The sequence below is a fragment of the Nonomuraea sp. NPDC049646 genome, from assembly GCF_044465525.1.
GTDB lineage: Bacteria > Actinomycetota > Actinomycetes > Streptosporangiales > Streptosporangiaceae > Nonomuraea.
The window spans coordinates 286617-311454 of record NZ_JBITLU010000011.1 but is presented as its reverse complement, the minus strand read 5'-3'; the positions used below and the strand labels follow the sequence as shown (position 1 = coordinate 311454).

Sequence of the window (24838 nt, the reverse complement as noted above, 5' to 3'; positions counted from 1 at the left end):
CGGCGGCGGCCGGGCCGGTTAGCCTCAGGCCAGGGTGCGGTCGGCCGGGCCGTCGTAGTGGTCCGGCCCCTGCATCGACAGGTCCAGCGGCTGGACCATGTCGGAGTTGGCCGAGGCCCGCCAGCCCTTCTCCCTGGTCATCTCCTCGATCGAGTGCGCGCACAGCGACAACGACCTGCACACGATGAACATGGCCTTGAGCTGCAGCGGCTCGTACCCCATGTCGAGGCCGACACAGCCCATCGAGCCGGGGCCGTTGAGCCAGATGCGGCGGCCGAAGACGCCCTCGGTGGCCTCCTCCATCGCGCGGGCGATGCCGACGTACCGGCCGGTGACGCCCAGCTCGTCCGAGAGCTCCAGCAGGCGGGCGGTACGCGGGTCGCGGATGTGCTGGGCGTGGTGGAACCCGGGCATGCGCTCGCGGCGTTCGCGCATCTCGGCGACGACCTTGGCGGCGGCCTCCGCGTCGCTCAGCCCGTCGCGCTCGGCCCGCTCGCCGACCGCGAGGAACATCTCGGCGGGCCGGTCGGCGGTGCCGTGCAGCCGGCCGATGCCGGCGACGCCCGCCGCGACGGCCGCGTTCAGCTCGGCGCCGCCGGAGGTGGCGAAGCGCACGGTGGCCGAGGAGGGCGACATGGCGTGCTCGGCCATGTTCACCAGGATCGCCTCGGTCATCCGGCCCACCTCGGGGGTCGGCAGCTCGCCGCGCAGCACCAGGTGGAAGTGCTCGGCGAAGGAGATGTTGCCGGTCAGCTCGTTCACGTCGTACCCGCGCACGACGATCCGGTCCTTGTTCTTCCAGGCGATCGCCGTCTCCCAGGCGAACGGCTTCTTGTCGGTCAACGGGCTTTCCTTTCAGGGAAGTACACGCACGCCGGGTCGATCTCCTCGCGCAACAGGCGGAGGTCCTCGGGGTCCGGCGGCACCACAATTTCCAATGAATCCCGAAATTTCGGGGTAAAGCCGGTGTTGTTGAGTACGTCCGTGACGCTCGCCCCCGGCATGAGCGCCGTCACGGTCAGCGCCGAGTCCTCGGCCTCCATCACGCACAGGTCGGTGACGACCTTGACGCGCAACGGCCCGAGCCCGGCCTTGGCCCGCTCCCCCGGCCCGCCCAGGAACCCCGGGCTGGTGACGTAGTCACAGCGGGCGGGAAAGCGCCGCTTCTCGTGGTCGGTCAGGATCACCACCTGCCGGCAGTGGCTGGCGATGTCGTTGGCGCCGCCGCTGCCGGGCAGCCGCACCCGCGAGCCGTCCGGCCTCGGGACCCAGGTGGAGTTGATGTTGGCGTACTCGTCCACCTGGGCTCCGCCGAGGAACCCCGTACGGACCAGGCCGCGCTGCACCAGCCCGCCCAGCGCCTCGAACAGCGACCCGTGCCGCGCGGCGCCGCGCATCAGCCGCGGATCGACCACGGACACCGGCGTCGGCACGACCTTCGGGAACATCACCCCCGACTCGATGACGAGCTTGGCCTCCGGCGCGTGGGTGCGCTGGGCGAGCGTGGCGGCCAGCAGCGGCAGGCCGGTGCCGACGATCACCAGGTCGCCGTCGCGGATCTGCCGGGCGCCCTCGACGACCAGCAACTCCCGCGGCAGGGCGGCCCACTCCGCGGACGCGCTCACACCAGCCTCCCCATCTGCTCGGTCAGCCCGGCCCTGAGCGTGCCCGCCGGGTCGCGGGCCCTGAGGTAGTCGTCGAAGGACGCGCCCAGGTTGGCCCCGATCCACTCGCGCAGCTCGGCGTCCCCGGCCCGGCCCAGCGCCTGGTACTCCTTGATCTCCGGCTCGGCGAAGTCGTACGCGCGGTAGACGGAGGTCGGGAAGGCGCCGAAGGGCTGGTGGACGACCGCCGTCACGTACGCCTCCGGGATGGTGACCCGCTCGGGCCGGTCGGCGAACGCCCCGGCGGGCAGCACCTCCTCGGCCGAGACGATCGTGGCGCGGGCGGCCCTGACCATGTCCACCTCGTGGGAGGTCACCCCCTCGATCACCACGTTCCCGGCCAGGTCGGCGCGGTTCGCGTGGATGATCGCCACGTCCGGCGTCATCGCCCGCAGCAGCACGACCGGCCGGCCCGTCCACGGATCGGCCGACTCCACCGCCACCCCGTCCGAGACCAGGTCGGCCAGCAGGTCGGTGCCGAGCAGGCTGCGCGTCGGCAGGAAGGGCACCCCGACGGCGCCCGCCGCGAAGCGGGTGGCCATCGCCAGGTGCGAGTGGTCGCCGACGCCGACCTCGCCGCGCTCGACGGCCCGGCGCCAGGCGAACAGCGTGCCGTAACGTTCCAGGTTGCCGGTGCCCTGCTCGGTGCGGACCACCAGGCCCGCGGCCACCAGCATGTCGAGCGGCAGCGACAGGTTGCAGCCGACCACGGTCAGCCCGCCGATCCCCTGCCTGATCACCTCGTGCACCAGCGCCATCGGGCACCGGTTGATGTTCTGGCCGCCCATCCCGACGACGGCCCCGGCGGGGACGTGCCGGGCGACGGCCTCGGCGGCCGTCAGTAACTTATGCACGCCGACCGCCACTCGGTGTAGAAGTCCCAGACCTGCGGCGAGCACTCGGGCGGGCCGAACTGCGACAGCTTGGCGCCCATGTGCGGCAGGTGCGCGTACGCGCCGACGCCGGGCCGGTTGACGTGCAGCATGCCCGCCTCGAAGCGGTCCAGGGCCTCGAAGATGGTCGCCGGGTCCTGGGTGAAGATCGTGCCGCTCATGCCGTACCTGACCGAGTTGGAGATGCGCATGGCGTCGTCGAAGCCGTCGCAGTCCACCACGGACAACACCGGGCCGAAGATCTCCTCCTGGGCGATCTCGCTGTCCCAGGGCACGTCGCGCAGCACGGTCGGCTGCACGTAGCAGCCCTCGGGCACGCCCTCGGTGTGCCGCTCGCCGCCGACGGCGACCTTCGCCCCGGCCTCCTGCGCGGCCTTGACCGCGTCCAGGCAGGCGCGCATGCGGGTCTCGTTCACGACCGGGCCGATCGTGGCCTCCTCCGACAGGCCCGGCCCGACCTTGAGCCGGGCCACCTCGGCGACCAGCCGCGACAGGAACTCCTCCTTGACGGCCCGGTCGACGATCACCCGCGAGGTGGCGCTGCACCGCTGCCCCGACTGCCCGAACGCGCCGAACACGGTGGCCTTGACCGCCTTGTCCAGGTCGGCGTCCGCGAGCACCAGGACCGCGTTCTTGCCGCCCAGTTCGAGCTGGGTGCGCAGCAGCCGCGGCGCGCCGGCCTGGTGGATGGCCAGGCCGACGGGCAGCGAGCCGGTGAAGCTGATCCCGGCCACGCGGGGATGCGTCACCAGCGCCTCGCCCGCCGCGATGTCGCCCTGCACGAGGTTGAGCACCCCGGCCGGGACGCCCGCGTCCACGAACGCCTCCACCAGCAGCGCGGAGGTCAGCGGCGTGAACGGCGACGGCTTGAGCACCGCACCGCACCCGGCCAGCAGCGCCGGGGCGACCTTCCACATGGGGATGGCGAGCGGGAAGTTCCACGGCGTCACCAGGCCGACCACGCCGATGGGCGCGCGGAAGGTGTAGGAGAACGTGCGCGGCTCCTCGGCGGGCAGCGTCTCGCCCTTCAGCCTGCGCCCCTCGCCCGCGGTGAAGTCGAGGATGGCCAGGGCCCGCCGGACCTCGCCGCGCGCCTCCTTGATGAGTTTGCCCTGCTCACGCGTGATCGCCTGGGCGAAGTCCTCGGCCCGCTCCTCGATCAGGCGCTCGGCGGCGCGCAGGTACTCGGCGCGCTTGATCGGCCCGAGTCCCTTCCACTCCGGCATCGCCGCCGCGGCGGCCTCCACGGCCAGCTCGACGTCCGCGCCACCGGACTCGGCGAAGTCCCCGATGTGGTCGGAGAGGTCGCCGGGGTTGATGTTCGGCCGGGTCTGCCCGCTCTCGGGGGCACGCCATTCGCCGCCGATGTGGTTGAGCAGGTAGCGACTCGGGATCGTCGCCATCGGGTTCCTTTCCGGTCAACTTCTGATACGGCAAAGCCTCACGGCCTGGGATGTTCCGGACAAGGGGGATTAGACCGATGCCCCCGATAGGCAGCCGTTATATGGCTCCGCCTATAGCGGCGATAGGCAAATCACGCATTGGCCGGACCGTTCCGCTGCACTAGACATGCCGGGGAAAAGACCTGCTCACGGCACTTGTCGAATTCACCCGGAATTAACCGAGGGTCCATATGAAGCATCGCACATGGGCGGTAATTGCCGCCTCATCCCTTTTCGCCCTCACCGCGTGCGGCAGTTCGGCCGGCGCCGGTGAATACGACTGGTCCGCCGCCCCGGACACCAGCAAGATCGCCGCCCAGGGCAAGGACCTGCCGACCTACGGCCTGGCCCCCGACTGGGCCAACTACGGCGAGGTCGTCAAGACGTTCTGCGCCAAGTACCAGGGCACCTGCGCCCACAAGGACACCGACATGTCCTCCTCGGAGGAGATCGTCAAGTTCGACGCCGAGAAGGACAACCCGATCGGCACGGCCAGCGACATCGGCCTCATGTGGGGGCCGGTGGCCGAGGCCAAGGGCGTGGTGCCGGCGTACCTGCCGCCGTCGGCGGGCAAGCTGAAGGACTGGCAGAAGGGCAAGGGCGGCTGGGTCGCCACGTTCGTGGGCGCGCCCGCGTTCGTGGTCAACACCGACAAGGTGAGCAACCCGCCCAAGAGCTGGCAGGACCTGCTCAAGCCCGAGTACAAGGGCCAGATCGCCATCAAGAACCCGGCCTCCTCCGGCACCGGCCAGGCCATGGTCGTCGCCGCCGCGGTGGCGAACGGCGGCTCGGTGGACGACCTGACCCCCGCCTACACCTACTTCAAGAAGCTCAAGGACGCCGGCAACCTCAGCGACGTCAAGATGAGCGAGGAGACCCTGGAGAAGGGCGAGGCCCCCATCCAGATCAACTACGACTTCAACGGCCTGGCCCAGAAGGCGGCGCTGAAGGCCAAGAGCGTCAACGTGGAGGTGATCATCCCCTCCGACGGCTCGGTCTGGTCGCCGTCCGGAATGATGATCAACAAGTACAACACGGCCAAGGGCGACTTCCTCAAGGGCCTGCTCGACTACGTGCTCTCCGACGAGGCCCAGACGCTGTTCGCCAAGTTCGGCGCCCGGCCCGTCCGCGCGCTCAACGGCGACCTGCGGCTCCCGGCCGACGCCAAGGCCAACTGGCTGCCCGAGGAGTCGTACGCGCCGGTCAAGGAGATCGAGATCACGAAGGTCAATCCCGAGCAGATCGTCGCCGACTGGGAGGCGAAGGTCCTCGCGTGACGTCCCACATCACGGAGTCCGTGGCGGCTCCCCCGGCCGCCGCGCGCCGCAGGGCCCCGGGCAGGCTGTTCACCGCCTGGGGCCCGGCCCTGCCGCTGCTGGCGTTCACGCTGGCCACGCTGGTGCTGCCGGCGCTGCGGCTGCTGCACGACACCTTCGCGCTGCCGGGCGGCGGCTACGGCCTCGACCACATCGTCAAGGTGGCGCGGAACCCGGTGGACCGCCAGGCGATCGGCGGCTCGCTCGCGCTCGGCCTGACCCAGGCCACGCTGGCCACCGCGCTCGGCGCGCCCGCCGCCTGGCTGATCACCCGGATGCGCCTCGGCGGCCGGGCCTTCTGGCTGTCGCTGATGAACGTCGCGTCGAACTTCGCCGGCATCGGCCTGGCCTTCGGCTTCGTCGCGCTGATCGGCTCGACCGGCATGCTGACGCTCGTGCTCAAGGGCCTGTTCGGGATCGAGGACAACCCGTTCCCCTCGCTCGGCTCCTTCAACGGCATGAACGTCGTCTACCTCTACTTCAACGTCCCGATGTTCGTGCTGCTCACGCTGCCCGCGCTCAGCGTGCTCAAGGACGACTGGCAGGAGGCCGCCGCGGTCTGCCACGCCACCCGATGGCAGTTCTGGCGGTACGTCGGCCTGCCGGTGCTCGCGCCGTTCGTCATCGCGGGCTGGCTGCTGGTCTTCACCTGGACGATCGGCGTCTACGCCGTCGCGTACGCCATCGGCTCCTCCCCCAGCGCGACCAAGCTCATCACCCTGCAGATCGGCAGCACGCTGGAGTCCTCGGTGTTCGGCCTCGGCCGGGCCGCCGTGCTGTCGGTGCTGCTGATGATCCTGGCCATCGGGGCGACGCTGCTCTACCGGCTCTCGCTCAGGCGCGCTGCGAGGTGGCTGTGAGACGGCGCCTCTTCCTCGGCCTGCTGGCGGTCTACTTCGGGCTGCCGCTGCTGGCCGCCCTGCTGTACTCGGTGGCCACCCGCTGGACCGACACGCCGCTGCCCGACGGCTACACCCTGGCCCACTGGGCCGGCGTGTTCGCCGAGCCGGACGTCATGGCCGCGCTCGGCCGCTCGCTCGCGCTCTCGGCGGTCGTCGTGGTGATCGAGATCGTGCTGGTGGTGCCGGCCGCGTACTGGTCGGTCGTGCACAACCCGCGCATCGGGTCGATCGTCCAGACGATCGCGGTGATCCCGTTCGCCGTCCCGTGGGTGGTCGTCGGGGCGGGGCTCCAGCTCGTCACCAAGTCGGTCGCGCCCGAGCTGTTCGGCACGTTCTGGCTGCTGGCCGCGGCCACCGCGGCGATCTCGTTCCCGTTCATGTACCGGGCGGTGGAGAGCTCGCTGCTGGCGGCGGGGGCCGTCCAGCTCAGCGAGGCCGCCGCCACGTGCGGCGCCGGGCCCGCCCGCACGCTGGTCAGCGTGATCCTCCCGGCGATCCGTGGCGGCGTCGTCTCCGGCGCGCTGCTGGTCATCGCGACCGCCATGAACGAGTTCGCGCTCGCCAAGATCCTCACCGGCGTCAGCTACGAGACGCTGCCGCTCTGGTCGGCCCGCCAGTTCGTCTCCCGGACGCTCGGCGACCCCAACGCGCTGGCCGTCGTCACCATCTTCACCTTCGGCCTGCTGTTCGCGCTGTCCGCACTGGTCGTCTGGCTCGGCCGCGGACGGGTGAGCGCGTCCATGGCCACCGCTCCGGTCCAGAAGGGCACCACTTCATGAGCCACGTCGTACTCGACCGCATCACCAAGCGCTACGCCGGGCACACCGCGCTGAACGGCGTGAGCGTCAGCGTCGAGCAGGGTGAGCTGCTGGCCCTGCTCGGCCCGTCGGGCTGCGGCAAGACCACGCTGCTGCGCTGCATCGCGGGCCTGACCGGGTTCGACGGCGGGCGGCTGACGATCGGCGGCGCCGACATGGCCGGCGTGCCGGTGCGCAAGCGGCCCATCGGCATGGTCTTCCAGTCCTACGCGCTGTTCCCGAACCTCACCGTGGGCGGCAACGTCGCCTTCCCCCTGACCGTCAGGAAGCGCCCGAAGGAGGAGGTCAGGGAGCGCGTGGCCGAGATGCTCGACCTCGTCGGCCTCGACCACCTCGCCGACCGCCTGCCGAACCAGCTCTCCGGCGGCCAGCAGCAGCGCGTCGCGCTGGCCCGCGCGCTCTCCCCCCGCCCCGAGGTGCTGCTGCTGGACGAGCCCCTGTCCGCCCTGGACGCCCAGGTACGCCACCGCCTGCGCGACGAGGTGCGCCGCATCCAGCACCAGGTCGGCATCACCACCGTCTTCGTCACCCACGACCAGGCCGAGGCCCTGGCCATCTCCGACCGGGTCGCGGTGATGAACGCCGGCGACATCGAGCAGTGCGGGCCGCCCGCGGAGATCTACACCGCGCCCTCCACCCGCTTCGCCGCCGGCTTCGTCGGCAATCGCAACACCCTCGAACTCGACGCGGTGGGCGGCCGGGTCACCGCGGGCGGCGCGTTCGACGTCGAGGCGCCCGCGCCGCGCGTCCTGTGCATGTTCCGCCCCGAGGACGTCGAGGTGGCCCCGGACGGCCCCGGCGCGCGGGCGGTCGTCGACGTGACGGTGTTCCTGGGCGCCACCACCCGCGTGTACGCCCAGGCGGGCCCCTCGGTGATCTTCGCCGACGTGCCGTCCAGGGCCGCCGCCGGCCTGTCGCCAGGAGACGAGGTGCGCCTGCGGGTCGCCCCCGACCACGTCCAGGTGTTCCCCGCCTGAGCTGTGCCCCGCGGTCAGCCGCCGAGCCCGAACCAGAGCACGGCGAACACCCCGCACGGCACGCCGGCCAGCGCCAGCGCGATCAGCACCCGCCACCGCAACGCGAGCCCCGGCCCGGTCACGAACGCCGCGACGGCCCCCGCCCCGGCGAACACGACCGCGGCGCCCACGGCCTGCGCGGCGGTGTACGGCAGCGACGGCAGGAGCTTCCCGGCCGCCCAGAACGCCACCGCCGCCCCGGCGGCCACCAGGGCGGCGCGCCGCGCGGGCCGCACGTCCACGCGCTCCAGCACGTACGCGGCTCCGGCGAGCATGACCAGGCTGATCGCCAGGAGGGCGCCGAGTGCCGCGGCCAGGCAGTCCCAGTCGGCGCAGCCGACGCCCGCCCAGGTCAGCCGGGCGGTGGCCCACCACAACACCCCCAGTGCCCCGCACACCCCCGCGGCTCGCCCTATACGCCCCGTCATGCAGTAATCGTCCCACTGCCAGGAGGAGGCCGCCGTCAGCAGGAGGCCACTGTCAGCAGGAGGCCACTGTCAGCAGGAGGCCGCCGTCAGCAGGAGACGGCTGTCAGGAGGAGGCGGCCGCGCGGAGCTCGTCGGCCTCCGCCTCGGCGGTCCTGCCCAGGGCGCGCAGGGCGACGGCGCGGTTGGCGTACAGGTCGGGCTGCCGGTCCAGCTCGACGGCCCGGGTCAGGTCGGCCAGCGCGCCTTCGGCGTCGCCCGTGGCGTAGCGCAGCACGCCCCGGTTGCCCCAGGCGGCGGCCAGCTCGGGGGCGTGCTCCAGGGCCAGGTCGAGGGCCGCCGCGGCCTCGTCGAAGCGGCCCGCCGCCGTCTCCAGCTGGCCGAGCACGGTGAGCAGGTGCGGGTTCCGCGGCGCGCGGGCGAGCCCGGCCGTGACGTCGGCCCTGGCCTCCTCGTCCCGCTCCGCCGCCGCCAGCAGCCCGGCGCGGTTGACGTAGGCGTCGAGGTAGCCGGGGTCCAGCTCGATCACCGTGCCGAGATCGGCGAGCGCCCCCTCCACGTCACCCCGCACGGTACGCAGCTCCGCCCGGTTGTAGTACGCCTCCGGCAGCGGCGGCCCGGCCCGCATGGCCCGTTCGTAGTCGGCCAGCGCCTCCTCGGACTCCCCCAGCCGGAACAGCAGGTTGCCGCGTTCCAGGTAGGTGTCGGGGAAGCCGGGGTCCAGGGCGATGGCGGCGGTGTAGTCCTCCAGGGCCTCCTTGGCGTGGCCGAGCGCGCCGAGGAGCTGGGCGCGGTTGGTCAGCAGCACCATCCGGTGCAGCGGGTGCCGGTCGCCCAGCTCGACGGCCAGCTCGACGGCCGACTCCACCAGCGACAGCGCGGCTTCCAGCCGTCCGTGCCGCAGCTCGACCAGGGCCAGGCCGTTGCGGTCGAAGCCGAGTTTGAAGGCCCGTTCGAAGGGGTCGGGCAGCAGGCTGGAGATGGCGATGGCCGCGTTGAGCCAGCGGCGGGCCCTGCCCAGGTCGCGCTGCGCCGGGTCGGGGTGGCGGGCGTCGAGCATGGCCGTCCCGTACGCGGCGGCGGCGTGCACGACCGGGTCCTGGCTGGCCGCGCGGGCCCGGTCCCACAGCGTCCGCGCCTCCTGGACGCGGCCGAGCCCGCCGAGCGCGGTGGCGGTGCGCTGGGCGAAGCGCCACCAGGGGGCCTGCCCCGGTTCGGTCCGGGCCAGGCCGAGCTCCCCCAGCTCGGCCGCGGCGTGCAGGAAGCCCTCGCGCATGCAACGGTCCACCAGCAGCCACAGCTCGTCGGCGCCACGCTCGTCGGGCGGCGGCTCGGGGCCCTCGGCGTAGACCGCGACGGCCAGCGTGCCGGCCGGGACCCGCCTGGTCAGGACGTCGAGCAGCTCGGTGTCGGTGGGGTCGGCGTGCGCGCCGTTGCACACTGCGAGCGTCGCGCCCGGCCGCACGGCCGCCCGGACGAACTCGGCGATCCCGTTGGCCAGCCTCAGCGTACGGCGGGGCGCCGGCACCAGGATGCGCTCCTCGTCCGGCAGCCCGGCGTCGATGGTCGTCCGCCGGACGGGCACCTGCCCGGCCAGCTCGGGCGCGACCGCCCGGATCTCGATGTCGTAGGCCGCGAGCAGCTCGCGCGGGGCGTCCGGCACCAGGCGCCGCAGCAGCGCGGCGCCCACGGTGTAGGGGCCGCGCGGCCGGCGATGCGCGTCGATGACCGGCATCAGCAGCCGCACGGCCCCCCATCGGGCGGGCGGGCCGCCCTGGACGCTGAGGTGGGACCTGCGCTCGGTCACCCCTTGTGGATGACGCCTGCGGTCCCTGCGAGCCTCGCGGTGCCTGGCTTACGGACGACGATGCGCTTCATGACGTGCCTCTCCGATGGGTGTGACTATCCATTATTCGGACACCCAACCGGATATCAAGATTTATGGTGAGTAAGTGGCGGTTTAGCGAATAAGAACTACCTGGCATTTGTGCGCGTCCCGCAGCCTATTGAGACCGAAACCAATGATCGACCGCCGCGACCCGCGCCTGTTCCGATTCCTCCATCAACGTGCACAGGCACCGCCCGACCAGCGTGACGGACTGGCAGCAGCCGGGCCCCGGCAGCTTCTTGGCGCGCACGATCGCGGTCGCCCGCTCGATCAGGCGCTCCAGGCTCGGCTCCCCGCCGCCCTTGAGCGCGTGGGCGTTCCACGGGCACGCCTCGACGTCCTTGCACGCGCTCTTGGCGATGAACGGCGCCGGCCCCGGCTCGAACCGCAGCCGGTCCTCACGCTTGATCCGCAGGTCGGCCAGCACCGACGCGGCGCGGCGGGAGACCTCCAGCAGGTCGCTCCTGCCAGGCCGGCTCTCTTTTCCCCCGGCCGCCCGCTCGGGCAGGGCGAGCAGCATCGCCGCGGCCATCAGCCCGCCGCCCATCACCATGCTCCAGCCCACCTGCTCGTGGAACCAGATCACCGCGATGGCGGCCACCCAGAGGGGCTGAGAGGACATCATGATCGCGCTGGGCACGGCCGGCACGTGCTTCTGCCCGTACGAGCGGGCCAGGAACCCCAGCGCGCACGACACCACGGCCAGGTGCGCCAGGATCGCCCAGTCGGGCAGGCTGGACGGCAGCGTGATCCCGCCGCGCAGCGCGAAGCCCCCGGTGAGGATGCCGATCGTGAAGAGCTGGATCGTGGTCAGCGCGTACGCGTGGAAGCGTTCGCCCTTCTTGGACAGCTCGGCGAGCATGAGCGTGTGGGCCGAGTAGAGCGCCGCGGCCGTGAGCGTGACGCCGAGCGCGAGCAGCGAGACCTCGTGGTCCTCGACCCCGCGCAGCAGCGTGAACACGGTCATCCCCGCCATGGCGAGCACCACCCCGGCCCACACCCGCCGCGGCGCCCGGCTCCTGAACATCACCAGGGCCAGGACCGGAGTGATCACCACGCTGCACCCGACGGCGAACCCCGACACCGCCGAGGGCAGGCTGTGCAGCGCGAACGCCTGGGCGGTCTGCCCGACGCCGAACAGCAGCCCCAGCACGAGCCCGTTGACCCACGTCCGGCGCGGCAGCCGCCGCAGCGAGCGCGGCCGGATGACGACCAGCGTCACCGCGGCGATGAGATACCGCTCGGCCAGCAGGTCCTCGACCGGTAACCGGAGAATGAGATCCTTCATCAGCGGGAACGCCGACCCCCAAGCGGCGCTGACGAACAACAGAAGCACGGCTCCCAGGAGGGGTCGGGGAGCGGGCACGCCTGCCATGGAGCAGAGCATGCCACTACTAAATGCATTCACCAGAGCACGCGGCGAAGCCGGTGAGGTTACTGTTCCACTTGGAGTTAAGACCCTCACTCCAGGCCCGAAACATCCATACCGGCGGCGGCGAAAACTGCTCTTTCCTGCGGTTACTGCCTGGTACGGCCGAGCTCTCCACATTCGCACTGTGTACGGACGCGTGCGCGTACCGTGCGAACGGGCCGACGCCTCGCCCCGGAGATCGTCACTCTCCGCGATCATCGCGAGGCGGTGTGGTCACGCCTGAGCGTAGAGGTCGCAGGAGCGCCGCGGGGGCGGAAAGGGAGAACCAGCCAGGGCCCCAGGAGGGGATGGGGCGGGAGACCGCCGGATCCGGAAGCGTCGGACCGCGGCGTCGTCGTCGGAGCTAGAGCTCCATGGCCGGCGCGGGCGCCAGCCGTTTCTCGCCGTAGATGACGACGAGGTCGCCCACCTGGCGGCGCGACAGCTCACGCCAGCCCTGACGGGCGTACAGCGCCAGGGCCGCGCCCTGGTTGAGCGTGGTGTCGCCGCGCAGGCTGCTGAAGCCGAGCTCCAGGGCGCGGTCTTCGAGGGCCGAGAGCATGGCGCCGCCGTAGCCGCGCCGCTGGAAGTCGGGATGGACCCGGAGTCTGCACACCTCGGCGGTCTCCCGGTCGACGGGCTTCAGGCCGCCCATGGCGACCACCCGCGAGCCGGTCTCGCCGACGATGAAGTCACCTCCGCAGGCCAGGTAGATCTCCTGGATGCGGGGGAAGTCGTCGTCGTAGTAGACGCCGTCGCCGGGTTGGAGACCCACCTCGGCCAGGCAGATCCGGTGCAGCGCGAGGATGGTGTCGAGATCGGACCAGCGGTACCGCCGGATCTTCAACGTCATCCACCGCTCCCTTCCTTCTGGGCCAATTTCCGACGCCGCAGCTGGGCGCTGAATTCAGCCAGCATCTGATGTTTGTCGTCCTTCTTCATGATCGCCTGCTCCAGCGCGAGCGCTGGGCGGATGATGAGGTCCGTAAGGTATTCATCCCCCAGATTGCGCAAGGCGTTCGTCCCAATGTGCAGGGCTTCGTCGATGTCACCCTCCAGGAGGCGGCACTGGGCCTGGTCGAGCCTGATCAGGGTCTGGTCGAGGACGTGGTCCTCGTACTGGCCGAGGGCCTGGTCGAGTACCACCTCGGCCTCGATGGTCTGGCCGAGCTTGGTGAGCACATCGCCCTGGTAGAAGTAGAGCTGCTTCTCGGTGTAGCCGAAGGCCATGTCCTCCTGCTCCTCGCTCTTCATGTGCGCGAAGGCGCTCCTGGCCCGGGCCAGCGCGCGCTTGGCCTGGTCGACGACCTCCTTCTTGCTGTCGGTGCCCGAGAGCATGGCCAGCGCCCGCGCCTCGACGACCGGCGCCATGGCCTGGGCCACGCACGGCACGGCGCCCGCCAGGTCGCGGCTCTTCTTGGCCAGGTTGAGCGCCTCGCGGGCGTCGCCGTAGTAGAGGGGGACGAGCGACTCCCTGGCCGTGATCCAGGCCCGCAGCGCGCGGTCGCCGGTCTCGTCGGCGGCGATGCGGCCGGTGCGGAAGAACGACCGGGCCAGCCGGTGGTCGCCCAGGTTGATCATCACCATGCCGCTCAGGCCGGCGAGCTGCGCGGCCATGCGGCACAGCCGGTCCTGGAGGTCGATCGGCTGGCGCCGGGACAACGCCGTGCGGACCGCGCTCAGCTCCAGCAGCACGTCGCACAGCAACCGCAGCGGGGGCGTCGTGGTGTACTGGCGGCCGAAGGCCAGCGTCGCCTCCTCCCACTGGTCGAGCATGCCGCCCGACACGGTGGCCGAGACCAGCGTCTCGTCCATCCGCCGCCGGATGCCCTCGCACGCCCCCAGCACCGGCCCGTCGAACTGCTGCTTGAACGACACGTCGGTGTCGAGCAGGTTTAACAACGTGCGCCGGAGGATGTTCTCGTCCTCCTGGGCGTCGGCCTCGACGGTCATCGGATGGATCACCAGGTCGCGCGGGAGCGACGCCGACCCGGGCACGCGGTTGGCGGGCTCGCCGAGCACGCCGGGCATCCGGTGGCCGTGGCCGCAGATGCAGGGCCCGTCGAAGCCGAGCTCGATGGGCTCGACCCGGTAGACCGAGCACAGGTAGTGGAGGTATTCGGGGCCCGGCCGCTTGAGCCCGCTCTCGTACGCCGACAGCAACGTCTCGCCGATGCCCGGCGGCGCCTTGGCGTCGCGCTCGAACAACGCGCGCACCTGCTCGATCACGTCCGCGAGCGCGATGCCGTAGGACAGGCGGTGCGCTTTGATGCGGGTCGTGCTGAACTGCGGCGAGCACGCCTCGTGGATCTCTTCAGCTATCTGGGCGGAGGTGCGCCCGGTGGCAAGGCCCTTGGCCCTGATCCGCCGGGCGATCTCCGTTTCCCTGTGCTGCCTGCCGGACATCCCGGCCCCTCTCCCGATGTCTCGACCCGTCAAGACTGGTGACTCAGCGTAGCCCTCAGGTAGCTCTTCGCCTAGAGATGACTATGAGGCAGTGAGGACCGTTTGGAAACGTGCTCATCAAGCCTACGGTTAAGGATCGTCCTCCGAGGGACTGTTTCTTACAACCCATGAGGGAATAGCCACTCCCTGTGATCAGCAGGACGGCGTTGCGTGTGCTGTTGACTTGAGCCATGTTTGGCCCACCAGCAACGATTCCCAAGGAGGACGAGAAGGTGACGGACGACAAGATCGGACATCTGCAGCGCCTCGTATCCGAACTCGGCGCTCGCGGTCTGCTCGCACGAGTGGTCCAGACCCAGAGCGGCCGGCAGTTCGTACGCGTCATCAACCCGAAGGCGACGAGCCTGTCCGAGAACGTCACCTGCCGGCCGGCGAACGCCTCGGACCTTCCCGACTGGTGGTACTGCTGGTCCTGGGGCGAACCCATGCACACGGCCGACGACCCGGCCGGTGCCGCGACCAAGGTCGCACGCGTGCTCGCCGCGGTGGGAGAGTGACGACGCGGTGATCCGGGTGGAGCGCAGCCACCACGGGTCACCGCCCCCACGGCGGCCCCGCGGGGCCGGCGGGACGATCGGTGCGGAGGGCGTCCGGATCCCCGGGCCCCTGATCGTCCCGCCGGTTCCGGCCCTTCGCGCGGGCGCGACGCCCGTGCGCGCAGATCAGCCCGGCGGGTGCGCCCGCCGGGTGCCGGGGGGATCACCTCCCCCCTTGGAACCGGTACGGGCCATGCTTCCGGGTGTGTGGCCCGTCCGAGCCGACCGTCATCGGAGCGTCCGGTCTCTCCCTCCGCGGCCCAGAGACCTGGCGACCCCGTCTTCCCCGGCGTGATGTGACGGCGGCCGGTTCGGTCAGCGGTATTTTTAGATCCAATTGGACTGATTTGCCGCTGACCGAACCGCTTCCTGAGGGGGAATCCACCCAGTGTTCCTGTTGGTGACATCAGGGCCATCGCCTACACCCACGCCGGCAGATTCGTCGCTCGTGCAGGACTTGGACAAAGTGAGCTCGCAGATGGCGCAAGCCTGTCAAGGTGACACGGTGATCTGTGGTCCCCTGGTCGACTGGCTGGGCAACGTGTCATGGGCGCCGTTGCTGGCCAGCTTGATCACCATCGTGCTGATCCTGGTGTTCGGGTTCGTCGTGCGGAACATCTCGCACCGACTGATCACCAAGGTGGTGAACCGGGCAGCCACCGGCGGCTCGCTCACCAACAGGTTCCGCCGCAACGCGGCCACCGACGGCATCGACGCGCTGCTGCACGAGCGCCGCAAGCAGCGGGCCGAGACCATGGGGTCGGTGCTCAAGCACATCGCCTCCATCGTCGTCCTCGGCACCGCCATCCTGACCGTGCTCGACCGGCTGACGATCCCCATCGCCCCGCTGCTGACCAGCGTCGGCATCCTGGGCGTGGCGATCGGCTTCGGCGCGCAGGAGCTGGTCAAGGACTTCATCGCCGGCATGTTCATGCTGCTGGAGGACCAGTACGGCGTGGGCGACGTGATCGACGCGGGCGCCGCCGTCGGCACCGTCGAGGCGGTCACCCTGCGGGTCACCCGGCTGCGCGACGCCGACGGCCGCGTCTGGTACGTGCGCAACGGCACGATCACCCGCGTCGGCAACGAGTCGCAGGGCTGGTCGCGGGCCTACTTCGACGTACCGGTGGCCTACGACGCCGACATCACCGCCGTGCGGGCGGCGCTGGAGATCGTGGCCGAGGAGATCTGGGCCGACCCCGAGTTCCGCGAGAGCGTGATCGTGGAGGAGCCCCAGGTGTACGGCGTGGAGCAGCTCTCCGACAGCGCGCTGGTGTTCCGCATCACCGCCAAGACGCTGCCCTCCCGCCAGGCCGAGGTCGCCCGGGAGATCCGGCTCAGGGTGAAGGCCGCCCTGGACTCCGCCGGAATCCCCATGGTCGCCATTGCATAAGGTGAGAACGTGACAGAGACCTCCTTCTACGACGCCGTAGGCGGCGAGGAGACCTTCCGCCGCCTCGTCCACCGTTTCTACGAAGGTGTCGCGGAAGACCCCCTGCTGCGGCCGCTCTACCCCGAGCCCGACCTGACGGGCGCCGAGGACCGGCTGCGCGGATTCCTGATCCAGTACTGGGGCGGCCCCAACACCTACAGCCGGGAGCGTGGCCATCCCCGGCTGCGCATGCGGCACGTGCCGTTCGTGATCGGGGAGGCCGAGCGCGACGCCTGGCTGCGGCACATGCGTGACGCGGTCGACTCGCTCGGCCTGCCCGAGGATCAGGCGACCCGGCTCTGGGACTATCTGGTCTATGCGGCCCACAGCTTGGTGAACTCGCCGACATAACGGGCATGACGCCCACATGGATATCCCCTGGTGGCGTGATGCCGTCGTCTACGAGATCTACGTTCGCAGCTTCGCCGACGCCTCCGGAGACGGCGTCGGCGACCTGGCCGGGGTGCGGGAGCGGATCCCGTACCTGAGGAGGCTGGGGGTCGACGCCATCTGGCTGACGCCGTTCTACCCCTCTCCGATGGCCGACGGCGGTTACGACGTGGCGGACTACCGCGGCGTCGACCCGCTGTTCGGCACGCTGGCCGACTTCGACGCGCTGGTGGCCGAGGCCCACGAGCACGGGCTGAAGGTGCTGGTGGACATCGTCCCCAACCACAGCTCCGCCGAGCACCCCTGGTTCCAGGCCGCGCTGCGGGGCGAGAAGCGCGACCGGTACGTCTTCCGCGACACGACCAACAACTGGCAGTCCACGTTCGGCGGGCCGGCCTGGACCCAGGTCCCCGACGGGCAGTGGTACCTGCACCTGTTCGCCCCCGGCCAGCCCGACTTCAACTGGCGCAACCCCGAGGTGCACGCGGAGTTCCTCGACGTCCTGCGCTTCTGGCTGGACAAGGGCGTGGACGGGTTCCGCATCGACGTCGCGATGGGCCTGTACAAGGCCGAGGGGCTGCCCGACGTCGGCGACCAGTCGTTCACGTCGGTCTCGCCGGTCTGGGGGCAGCCGGAGGTGCACGGCGTCTACCGCGACTGGCGCAAGGTGCTGGACAGCTACCCCGGCCAGCGGATGGCCGTCGGCGAGGTCTGGACCGACAGCGCCGAGGACCTGGCCCTCTACGTGCGCCCCGACGAGCTGCACCAGAGCTTCAACTTCGCCTGGCTGCAGGCGCCGTGGTCGCCGACCGCGTTCAGGAAGGTGATCGAAGACACCCTGGCCTCGGTCCCGTACGCCACCTGGGTGCTGTCCAACCACGACGTCGTACGCCATCGCACCCGCTACGAGACCGCCGATCCCGGCACGGGCCTGGCGCGGGCCAGGGCGGCGCTGCTCACGATGCTGGCGCTGCCCGGCTCCGCCTACCTCTACCAGGGCGAGGAGCTGGGCCTGCCGGAGGTGACCGACCTGCCGGCCGAGGCCAGGCAGGACCCGGTGTTCTTCCAGTCGGAGGGCAAGCTGCCGGGTCGCGACGGCTGCCGGGTGCCGCTGCCCTGGTCGGCGGAGTCGCCCTCCTACGGGTTCTCGCCGCCCGGCGTGCGGCCCTGGCTGCCGCAGCCGGCCGCCTTCGCCGAGCTGACGGCCGAGAAGCAGGAGGGCGACGCGGACTCGACGCTGGAGTTCTACCGCCGGGCCCTGGCCTGCCGCCGCGAGCTGGCGGGTGTGATTCCCTACACCCTGGAGTGGCTGGACTCCCCCGAGGGAGCGCTTTTCTTCTCCAGGGGCCCGCTGATCTGCGCGATCAACTGCGGGATGGAGGCCGTACGGCTGCCGCCGCACGACGCGATGCTGCTGTCCAGCGGCCCGGTCGAGGCCGGGACGCTGCCGCCGGACACCGCCGTGTGGCTGCGCAGGGCCTCATGACCGAGGGCCGGCCCGCTGCTCGCCGCGGACGGGGATGACGGGCAGCGACACCAGCGCGCAGGCCAGGCCGGCCGCGTACGCCGCCCAGTACCCCGTCCCGGTGATCAGCGCCCCGGCCAGCGGCGTCACCCCGAGGGCGACGACGTTCTGGACGGTGTTGTGGGTGCCGAGCACCTTGCCCGCCCAGGCGGGGCCGGCCAGCTCGCCCGCCCGCAGGTAGGCCAGCCCGTTGCCGGACACGGTGAGCACCGAGGCCGTGGCCAGCGCCACCGGGCCGAGCAGGCTGTCCGTCGCCGTGCCCACGACCAGCAGGGCGAGCACGGCCAGGCAGGCGCAGGTGAGCAGCAGCAGGGGACGCATCCGCAGGCCGACCCGGTCCGACCAGCGGCCGACGGCCACGCGGACCACGGCCCCGGCGACGGCCGACAGGCCGAAGAGCTGGCCGGCGGCCACGGCGTCCCAGCCGTACAGGCCGACCAGGCAGGTGACGCCGTACGTGCTGACCACGATCTGCGGCACCGCGTGCAGCCCGCTGGTCGCGTGCACCCGCCACAGCGCCGGCTGCCGGTACGGCGACCGCGCCGGCCCCGCGCTCCCCCCGGCGATCGAGCGCGGCGGCTCGGCCAGGAACAGCGCGGCCAGGACGGCGGCCAGCAGGCTCACGGCGGAGCAGACGAGCAGCACGCCGGGCAGCCCGTGCGCCCGCGCGACCGGCGGCAGCACGAACGCCGCGACGGCCATGCCGAGGGTGTAGGACACCTGGCGCAGGCCCATGGCGACCCCGCGCTCGGGCGGCTGGAACCAGCGCAGGACGATCCGGCCGCCGCCGACCATGGCCGCCGAGCCGGCCGCCCCCGCCAGCGCGAGCAGCGCGATCACGGCCCAGGCGGGCCCGGCGAAGGCGACGGCGGCGAGCAGCACGGCCGCCAGGCTCACGCCGATGCCGAGCACCAGGCGCTCGCCGTGCCGGTCGGCCAGCGCGCCCCAGGCGACGAGCGCCACCAGAACGCCGATTCCCGGGGCATTTCCAATGACTCCGGCCACTGCCAGCGGAACACCGAAATGTCGCTCAATTTCCGGCATGACGAGAGGCAGGCCGAACAGTCCTAAGGTGACGCTCGCATGCGCGTTGACGCCCAGCGCGAGCATCAGCCAGCGCTTCCTGCCCGTCCCGGAGGGCGGCTGCGGTTCCAGGGCGGTCAGCCCTCGGCCGAGTAGCGCTTGAGCAGGACGAGCTCGTCCTCACCGAGCCGGCGCGGCGCGGCCCGCTCGACGTCGTAGGCCACGATCACCGAGGTGGCGGTCGCGTAGACCTCGTCGTCGTCGCGGATCTCGTAGGCCAGGGTGAAGCGGACCGGCCTGATCTGGGTGACCCAGGTCTCGACCCTGACCGGCTCGGGACGCAGGCCCAGCGGGCGGCGGTAATCGATCTCGTGGCGGGTGACCACGAGCCCTCCGAAGGGCGCCTCGCCCGCCCTGACCGGATCGATCGCGAACATGCCGAAGCGGGCGTCCTCCAGGTAGTCGAGGAAGCGCACGTTGTTCACATGCCCTTGGGAGTCGATGTCGGCGAATCTGACCATGCGGAGGAAGACGTGCCGGTGCGCCGGGGAGGGTTCTGCCACGTCCGCCACGGTACCCGTACCGTCCGGCCCGCCGGTCACCGGGCCTTGCGGCGGGCCAGGCAGGCCAGCACGGTCAGCACCGAGATCGCGGCCATGCAGGTGAGCGCCCAGCGGTAACCGGTCACGAGCAGGCCGACCGCGTCGCCGGAGAGCTGCGACAGGGTCCCGGCGAAGACCCGCCGGTGCAGCGCGGCGGGCAGCGGCGCGGTGATGATCGACAGCACCAGGCCGGTGCCGACCACGTTGCCGGTGTTCTGGAGCATGAGGCGCATGGCGTTGACGATGCCGAGGCGTTCTGAGGGCAGGCCGTCCAGGATGGCGGTGGTGTTGGAGGGCAGGAAGACGCCCGAGCCGAGGCCGATGAGCACCAGCCCGGCGGCCACCGCCAGGTAAGGCGTGCTCGCCGACATCGTGCCGAGCAGCGCCAGCAGGCCGCAGGTCGTGGTGGCGGCCCCGGCCGCGGCGAGGGTGCGCGCGCTGGTCAGCCGCTGGAGGAAGCCCGACGTCACCGACGCGACCATGGCCGCCACCGCCAGCGGCAGCACCTTCAGCCCGGCCTGTACGGGATCGTCCCCCCGTACGGCCTGGAAGTAGAGCGCGACGAGGAACACCATGCCCATCCGCGCGACGGCGTTGAGGAAGGAGGCGAGCGTGCCGAAGGCGAAGGCCCGGTCGCGGAACAGCCGCAGGTCCACCACGGGATGGGCGGCCCGCCGCTCCCTGGCCGCGAACAGCGGCAGGCCCACGGCGAACGCGGCGAGCCCGGCGGCCACCACCGGATGCCCCCACCCCAGCCGGCCGAACTCCGACAGCGCCAGCAGCAGCCCGCCCAGCGTGACCAGCACGAGCACGCTGCCCGGCAGGTCGAGCCCGCGCTCGCGGCCGGCCGGTTCGACCCGCCGCAGCGTGAGCGCGCCCCACACCAGGCAGATCACCCCGATGGGCACGTTGAACCAGAACACCCAGCGCCAGCCCAGGTTCGAGGCGAGCAGGCCGCCGAGCGTCGGGCCGATCAGCCCGGCGATGGAGAAGGAGGCCACGTAGACGCCCATGCCCTCGCCCAGCCGCTCGCGCGGGAAGGCGTCGCTGACCAGGGCGGCGCTGTTGGTGAGCAGCATCGCGGCGCCGGCCGCCTGCACGACCCGCATGGCCACGATCACCCACGCGCCGGGCGCCAGCCCGGCGAGCAGGGCGGCCCCGGTGTAGACGGCCAGCCCGATCAGGTACATCCTGCGCCTGCCGAACATGTCGGCTAAGCGGCCGAATACCACCATGAGGACGGTCGTGGTCAACTGGAAGCCCAGCAGGATCCAGCCCGCGGCCGTGGCGTCGGCCCCGGTGTGCCGGGCGATCTCGGGCAGCGCCACGTTGATCGCGCTGCCGCCCAGCCCGATCAGCACGCTGGCCAGGCTCACGACCGACAGCGTGCGCCAGGCGTGGCCGACGGGAGCGGTGGTCGTCGTCACCAAGGGCCTGTCCTTTCTAGATTTTGATACTAGAATCCAGTTCAAATCGTCGGCCGGTCAAGGATCGAGGTGTCGGATGAGCGGGATCGTCGAAGGTCGCGTGGTGATCGTCACGGGTGCGGCCAGGGGCATCGGGCGCGGGCACGCCCTGGAGTTCGCCAGGCAGGGCGCGAAGGTGGTGGTCAACGACCTGGGCGCGGAGGTGGACGGCACCGGCTCGTCCGGGGCCGCCGCCGAGGTGGTGGCCGAGATCGAGGCCATGGGCGGCCAGGCGATCGTCAACGGCGAGGACGTCTCCGACTTCGACGGCGCCGAGCGCCTGATCAGATCGGCCGTCGAGCATTTCGGCGACCTGCACGTGCTGGTCAACAACGCCGGGATCCTGCGCGACCGCATGCTGGTCAACATGACCGCCGAGGAGTGGGACGCGGTGATCAGGGTGCACCTGCGCGGCACGTTCGCGCCCCTGCGGCACGCCGCCGCCTACTGGCGGGCCAGGGCCAAGTCCGGCGAGCGGCCGGACGCCCGGATCATCAACACGACGTCGTCCTCCGGCATCTACGGCAACCCGGGCCAGGGCAACTACGGCGCGGCCAAGGCGGGCATCGCCGGGCTGACCGTGATCGCCGCCAGGGAGCTGGAGCGCTACGGCGTGACCGTCAACGCCATCGCCCCCGCCGCGCTCACCCGCATGACGGAGAACCTGATCCCGGCCGGGGCCACCGGCGCCGACCCCGACGACATCGCGCCGCTGGTGGTCTGGCTGGCCAGCGCCGAGGCGCGCGGCGTGACCGGGCGGGTGTTCAACGTGCGCGGCGGCATGATCAGCGTGGCCGAGGGCTGGCACGCCGGCCCCGGGGTGGACAAGGGCGGCCGCTGGGACCCGGCCGAGCTGGGCGCGGTCATCCCCGCCCTGGTGGACAAGGCCGCCCCCAACGCCCTGACCAACGGCCGCGTCCCCGGACGGGAGGACTGACATGCCGCTCGACCACTCGCTGATCGGCGTCGAGGGCCCGGCCCACGAGCGCACCTGGACCGCCGAGGACACCATGCTGTACGCGCTCGGCGTCGGCTCGGGCCTGGAGGAGCTGGAGTTCGCCACCGAGAAGGGGCAGCGGGTGCTGCCGACGTTCGCGGTGCTGGCGGCGCAGGCGCCGGGGCGGCGGCTGGGCGACTTCGACCCGGCCCTGCTGGTCCACGCCGAGCAGGGCTTCGAGCTGCACCGCGAGCTGCCGCCCGCGGGCGGCGTGCGGACGACGTCGAAGGTGACCGGCATCTACGACAAGGGCTCGGGCGCGCTGGTGACCACCGAGGCCAGGGCCGTGGACCTGGAGACCGGCGAGCTGGTGATCGCCTCGCGCAGCTCGGTGTTCATCCGTGGCGAGGGCGGCTTCGGCGGCGACCGGGGGCCCCGCGACGAGTGGGCGGCGCCGGACCGGGCGCCCGACCACGAGGTGACCTACCCGACCCGGCCGGACCAGGCGCTGCTCTACCGGCTGTCCGGCGACCGCAACCCGCTGCACAGCGATCCGGAGTTCGCCGCCAGGGCCGGGTTCGACCGGCCGATCCTGCACGGGTTGTGCACGTACGGAGTGACCGGGCGGGCGCTGCTGCACACGCTCGCCGGGTCGGACCCGTCGCGCTTCAGGGCGATGTCGGGCCGGTTCAGCAGCCCGGTGTTCCCCGGCGAGCCGCTGACCGTCTCCATCTGGGCCGACGGCGAGGACGTGCTGTTCCGCACCGCCAAGGACGACGGGACGGTGGTGATCGACCGCGGCCGGGCGACGATCAGTCGTCGCTGAGCCCCCTGAGGGGATCGAGGCGGTGGATGAGCTTCATCGCCGCCTCGATGATCTCCCTGGCCTCCTCCTCGGTGTCGGAGGTGGCCACCTCGCGGGCGGCCTCGCCGATGATGCTGGTCAGCACCGCGACCGTGAACCGGTCGAGGGGGTCTCCCCCGGCGCCGAGCAGGACGGCGTTCTGGCGCACCCACTCGCGCCCGCGGGTGCGGCGGATCAGCTCGAAGCCGGGCGGGCCGTCGCCGTCGATGAAGAGCCTGACCAGGTCGCGCCGGTCCCAGGCGCCGTCGAGGTAGGCGCGGGCCCCGGCGATCAGCAGCTCGACGGGGTCGCTGACGCCCTCCTTCTTGGCCTTGGCGACGCTGGCGGCCGACGCCTGCTCGTGGGCCGCCTGGTGGTCCTCGTAGAGGGCGAGGAACAGCTCGGTCTTGCCGCCGAAGTGGTGGTAGAGGCTGCCGACGCTGGAGCCGGCGCGGGCCACGACCTCCGAGACGTTGGCGTCGGCGAAGCCGTGCTCGCTGAAGACCTCACGGGCCGCCTGCAACATGCTCTTGCGCGTCTGAGCCGTACGGCTCCACTCCCACGAGGACTTGCGTGCCATGCCAGGCATTCTATCCCGCCGAATTCTAGAATCTGATTCTTGACCAGTGCCGCGCACGGGTTAGAATCACGTACTAGAGAATGATTCTAGAAATTCAGGAGGCGGCCGTGGACTTCTCGCTCAGCCCGGAGGAACGGCAGATCCGCGACACCGTGCGTGCCTTCATCGAGAAAGAGATCATGCCGCTGGAGCCGGAGGTCCTGCGCAACGAGCGCGAAGGGCGGCCGGGGCTCGACCCCGAGGTCGTGCGCGACCTGCGCGCCAAGGCCAGGAAGTCGGGCTTCTGGGGCATCAACACCCCCGAGGAGTACGGCGGCGCGGCGCTCGGCCCGATCATGTCCGCGATCATCGCCATGGAGATGGGCCGCACGTTCGTGCCCTTCTCCTTCGGCGGCAGCGCCGACAACATCCTCTACGCCGGCACCGACGAGCAGAAGCAGCGCTACCTCGTCCCCACCATCGAGGGCGAGCGGCGGTCCTGCTTCGCGATCACCGAGCCGGGCGCCGGCTCCGACGCCCGCAACATCCGCACCCGCGCCACCCGCGACGGCGCCGAGTGGGTGATCAACGGCGAGAAGACGTTCATCACCGGCGGCAGCGAGGCCGACTTCGTCATGGTGTTCGCGGTGGCCGAGGGCCACGGCGTGACGTGCTTCCTGGTCGACCGGGACATGGGCTGGACGTCCGAGCCCATCCCGACCATGGGCGAGTGGGGGCCGGCGGCGCTGGTGTTCCAGGACGTGCGGGTGCCCGAGGAGAACATCCTGGGCGAGCTCGGCAAGGGCTTCGAGCTTGCCATGCAGTGGATCGGGCAAGGACGGTACATGATCCCGGCCCGTGCCATCGGCTCCGCCGAGCGCATGCTCCAGATGGCCATCGACTACGCCAAGATCCGCAAGTCGATGGGACAGACCATCTCGGAGTACCAGGCCATCCAGTGGATGATCGCCGACTCCCAGGTGGAGATCGAGGCGGCCAAGTGGCTCACCCTCCATGCCGCCTGGCAGGTGCAGCAGGGCATGGACGCCCGGCACGCCTCCTCCATCGCCAAGCTCAACGGCGCCGTGATGGCCAACCAGGTCGTGGACCGGGTGCTGCAGATCCACGGCGGCATGGGATACACCAAGGAGCTGCCGGTCGAGCGGTGGTACCGGGAGCTGCGCCTGCTGCGCATCTTCGAGGGCACCGACGAGATCCAGCGCCGCACGATCGCCCGCAACCTCATCAAGGGCCACGCCAGGCTCGGCCTGATCGGAGAGTAG

24 protein-coding genes are annotated in these 24838 nt (G+C 71.4%); 11 read left to right on the top strand and 13 right to left on the bottom strand.

The window, feature by feature from the left end; all coding sequences use genetic code 11:
* Positions 1–24 precede the first annotated feature (24 nt).
* The 4 genes from ACIBQ8_RS31895 to ACIBQ8_RS31880 are packed head-to-tail and all read right to left on the bottom strand — an operon-like array spanning position 25 to position 3960.
* On the bottom strand, positions 25–843 hold the full coding sequence (locus ACIBQ8_RS31895; RefSeq protein WP_397193720.1) for a citrate/2-methylcitrate synthase: 819 nt from the start codon (positions 841–843) through the stop codon (positions 25–27).
* A complete protein-coding gene (locus ACIBQ8_RS31890; RefSeq protein WP_397193719.1) occupies positions 840–1625 on the bottom strand; it encodes a CoA-transferase subunit beta in 786 nt (261 codons plus the stop codon). Before ACIBQ8_RS31890 ends, ACIBQ8_RS31895 begins: the two co-directional genes overlap by 4 nt.
* Positions 1622–2518: a CoA transferase subunit A gene (locus ACIBQ8_RS31885; RefSeq protein WP_397179366.1), complete on the bottom strand. Its 897-nt coding sequence runs from the start codon at positions 2516–2518 to the stop codon at positions 1622–1624. The genes ACIBQ8_RS31890 and ACIBQ8_RS31885 overlap by 4 nt, the downstream gene beginning before the upstream one ends.
* Complete coding sequence (locus ACIBQ8_RS31880; RefSeq protein WP_397179365.1) at positions 2503–3960, bottom strand: aldehyde dehydrogenase family protein; 1458 nt, start codon at positions 3958–3960, stop codon at positions 2503–2505. The genes ACIBQ8_RS31885 and ACIBQ8_RS31880 overlap by 16 nt, the downstream gene beginning before the upstream one ends.
* Before the next feature lie 230 nt (positions 3961–4190).
* On the opposite strand from ACIBQ8_RS31880, the gene ACIBQ8_RS31875 reads away from it, so the two are divergent.
* From ACIBQ8_RS31875 to ACIBQ8_RS31860, 4 genes are read left to right on the top strand one after another with little or no spacing between them, the layout of a single operon-like run.
* A complete protein-coding gene (locus ACIBQ8_RS31875) occupies positions 4191–5276 on the top strand; it encodes an extracellular solute-binding protein (RefSeq protein ID WP_397179364.1) in 1086 nt (361 codons plus the stop codon).
* On the top strand, positions 5273–6175 hold the full coding sequence (locus tag ACIBQ8_RS31870; protein ID WP_397179363.1) for an ABC transporter permease: 903 nt from the start codon (positions 5273–5275) through the stop codon (positions 6173–6175). Before ACIBQ8_RS31875 ends, ACIBQ8_RS31870 begins: the two co-directional genes overlap by 4 nt.
* On the top strand, positions 6172–6996 hold the full coding sequence (locus ACIBQ8_RS31865; protein WP_397193718.1) for an ABC transporter permease: 825 nt from the start codon (positions 6172–6174) through the stop codon (positions 6994–6996). The genes ACIBQ8_RS31870 and ACIBQ8_RS31865 overlap by 4 nt, the downstream gene beginning before the upstream one ends.
* Positions 6993–8012, top strand: coding sequence for an ABC transporter ATP-binding protein (locus ACIBQ8_RS31860; protein WP_397193717.1), 1020 nt, complete (start codon positions 6993–6995; stop codon positions 8010–8012). Before ACIBQ8_RS31865 ends, ACIBQ8_RS31860 begins: the two co-directional genes overlap by 4 nt.
* Positions 8013–8026: 14 nt before the next feature.
* On the opposite strand, the gene ACIBQ8_RS31855 is transcribed toward ACIBQ8_RS31860, so the two are convergent.
* The 5 genes from ACIBQ8_RS31855 to ACIBQ8_RS31835 form a co-directional block, all read right to left on the bottom strand.
* Positions 8027–8479, bottom strand: coding sequence for a hypothetical protein (locus tag ACIBQ8_RS31855; protein WP_397193716.1), 453 nt, complete (start codon positions 8477–8479; stop codon positions 8027–8029).
* Positions 8480–8582: 103 nt separating this feature from the next.
* Entirely contained in the window at positions 8583–10283 is a 1701-nt protein-coding gene (locus ACIBQ8_RS31850) for a tetratricopeptide repeat protein (RefSeq protein ID WP_397193715.1), read from the bottom strand.
* 196 nt (positions 10284–10479) lie between these two features.
* Positions 10480–11739, bottom strand: a complete 1260-nt coding sequence (locus tag ACIBQ8_RS31845) for a DMT family transporter (protein WP_397179358.1) — start codon at positions 11737–11739, stop codon at positions 10480–10482.
* Between the two features lie 400 nt (positions 11740–12139).
* Complete coding sequence (locus ACIBQ8_RS31840) at positions 12140–12628, bottom strand: GNAT family N-acetyltransferase (protein ID WP_397179357.1); 489 nt, start codon at positions 12626–12628, stop codon at positions 12140–12142.
* Positions 12625–14181 carry an XRE family transcriptional regulator gene (locus tag ACIBQ8_RS31835; RefSeq protein WP_397179356.1) on the bottom strand — a complete coding sequence of 519 codons (1557 nt, stop codon included), beginning with the start codon at positions 14179–14181 and terminating at the stop codon, positions 12625–12627. Before ACIBQ8_RS31835 ends, ACIBQ8_RS31840 begins: the two co-directional genes overlap by 4 nt.
* Before the next feature lie 272 nt (positions 14182–14453).
* Between ACIBQ8_RS31835 and ACIBQ8_RS31830 the strand changes: the two genes are divergently transcribed.
* The 4 genes from ACIBQ8_RS31830 to ACIBQ8_RS31815 all read left to right on the top strand — a co-directional run bounded on the left by ACIBQ8_RS31830 (position 14454) and on the right by ACIBQ8_RS31815 (position 18085).
* Positions 14454–14738, top strand: coding sequence for a hypothetical protein (locus ACIBQ8_RS31830; protein ID WP_352360547.1), 285 nt, complete (start codon positions 14454–14456; stop codon positions 14736–14738).
* 544 nt (positions 14739–15282) lie between these two features.
* The gene (locus tag ACIBQ8_RS31825; RefSeq protein ID WP_387679000.1) at positions 15283–16170 is read left to right on the top strand and encodes a mechanosensitive ion channel family protein; all 888 of its coding nucleotides are present in this window, start codon (positions 15283–15285) and stop codon (positions 16168–16170) included.
* Positions 16171–16179: 9 nt separating this feature from the next.
* Complete coding sequence (locus tag ACIBQ8_RS31820; RefSeq protein ID WP_397193714.1) at positions 16180–16560, top strand: globin; 381 nt, start codon at positions 16180–16182, stop codon at positions 16558–16560.
* A 16-nt stretch (positions 16561–16576) separates the two neighbouring features.
* Entirely contained in the window at positions 16577–18085 is a 1509-nt protein-coding gene (locus ACIBQ8_RS31815) for a glycoside hydrolase family 13 protein (protein ID WP_397193713.1), read from the top strand.
* Here the strand turns inward: ACIBQ8_RS31815 and ACIBQ8_RS31810 are convergent.
* The 3 genes from ACIBQ8_RS31810 to ACIBQ8_RS31800 form a co-directional block, all read right to left on the bottom strand.
* On the bottom strand, positions 18080–19234 hold the full coding sequence (locus tag ACIBQ8_RS31810; protein ID WP_397193712.1) for an MFS transporter: 1155 nt from the start codon (positions 19232–19234) through the stop codon (positions 18080–18082). The genes ACIBQ8_RS31815 and ACIBQ8_RS31810 overlap by 6 nt on opposite strands.
* A gap of 50 nt (positions 19235–19284) precedes the next feature.
* Entirely contained in the window at positions 19285–19668 is a 384-nt protein-coding gene (locus ACIBQ8_RS31805; protein WP_397179418.1) for an acyl-CoA thioesterase, read from the bottom strand.
* A gap of 77 nt (positions 19669–19745) precedes the next feature.
* Positions 19746–21176 carry an MFS transporter gene (locus ACIBQ8_RS31800; RefSeq protein ID WP_397193711.1) on the bottom strand — a complete coding sequence of 477 codons (1431 nt, stop codon included), beginning with the start codon at positions 21174–21176 and terminating at the stop codon, positions 19746–19748.
* A 76-nt stretch (positions 21177–21252) separates the two neighbouring features.
* On the opposite strand from ACIBQ8_RS31800, the gene ACIBQ8_RS31795 reads away from it, so the two are divergent.
* Together ACIBQ8_RS31795 and ACIBQ8_RS31790 are read left to right on the top strand one after the other, a co-directional pair.
* The gene (locus ACIBQ8_RS31795; protein WP_397179350.1) at positions 21253–22152 is read left to right on the top strand and encodes an SDR family oxidoreductase; all 900 of its coding nucleotides are present in this window, start codon (positions 21253–21255) and stop codon (positions 22150–22152) included.
* Position 22153: 1 nt separating this feature from the next.
* Positions 22154–22978: a MaoC/PaaZ C-terminal domain-containing protein gene (locus ACIBQ8_RS31790; RefSeq protein ID WP_397193710.1), complete on the top strand. Its 825-nt coding sequence runs from the start codon at positions 22154–22156 to the stop codon at positions 22976–22978.
* On the opposite strand, the gene ACIBQ8_RS31785 is transcribed toward ACIBQ8_RS31790, so the two are convergent.
* On the bottom strand, positions 22965–23576 hold the full coding sequence (locus ACIBQ8_RS31785; protein ID WP_358294757.1) for a TetR/AcrR family transcriptional regulator: 612 nt from the start codon (positions 23574–23576) through the stop codon (positions 22965–22967). The genes ACIBQ8_RS31790 and ACIBQ8_RS31785 overlap by 14 nt on opposite strands.
* An 80-nt stretch (positions 23577–23656) precedes the next feature.
* Between ACIBQ8_RS31785 and ACIBQ8_RS31780 the strand changes: the two genes are divergently transcribed.
* On the top strand, positions 23657–24838 hold the full coding sequence (locus tag ACIBQ8_RS31780; protein ID WP_358294759.1) for an acyl-CoA dehydrogenase family protein: 1182 nt from the start codon (positions 23657–23659) through the stop codon (positions 24836–24838).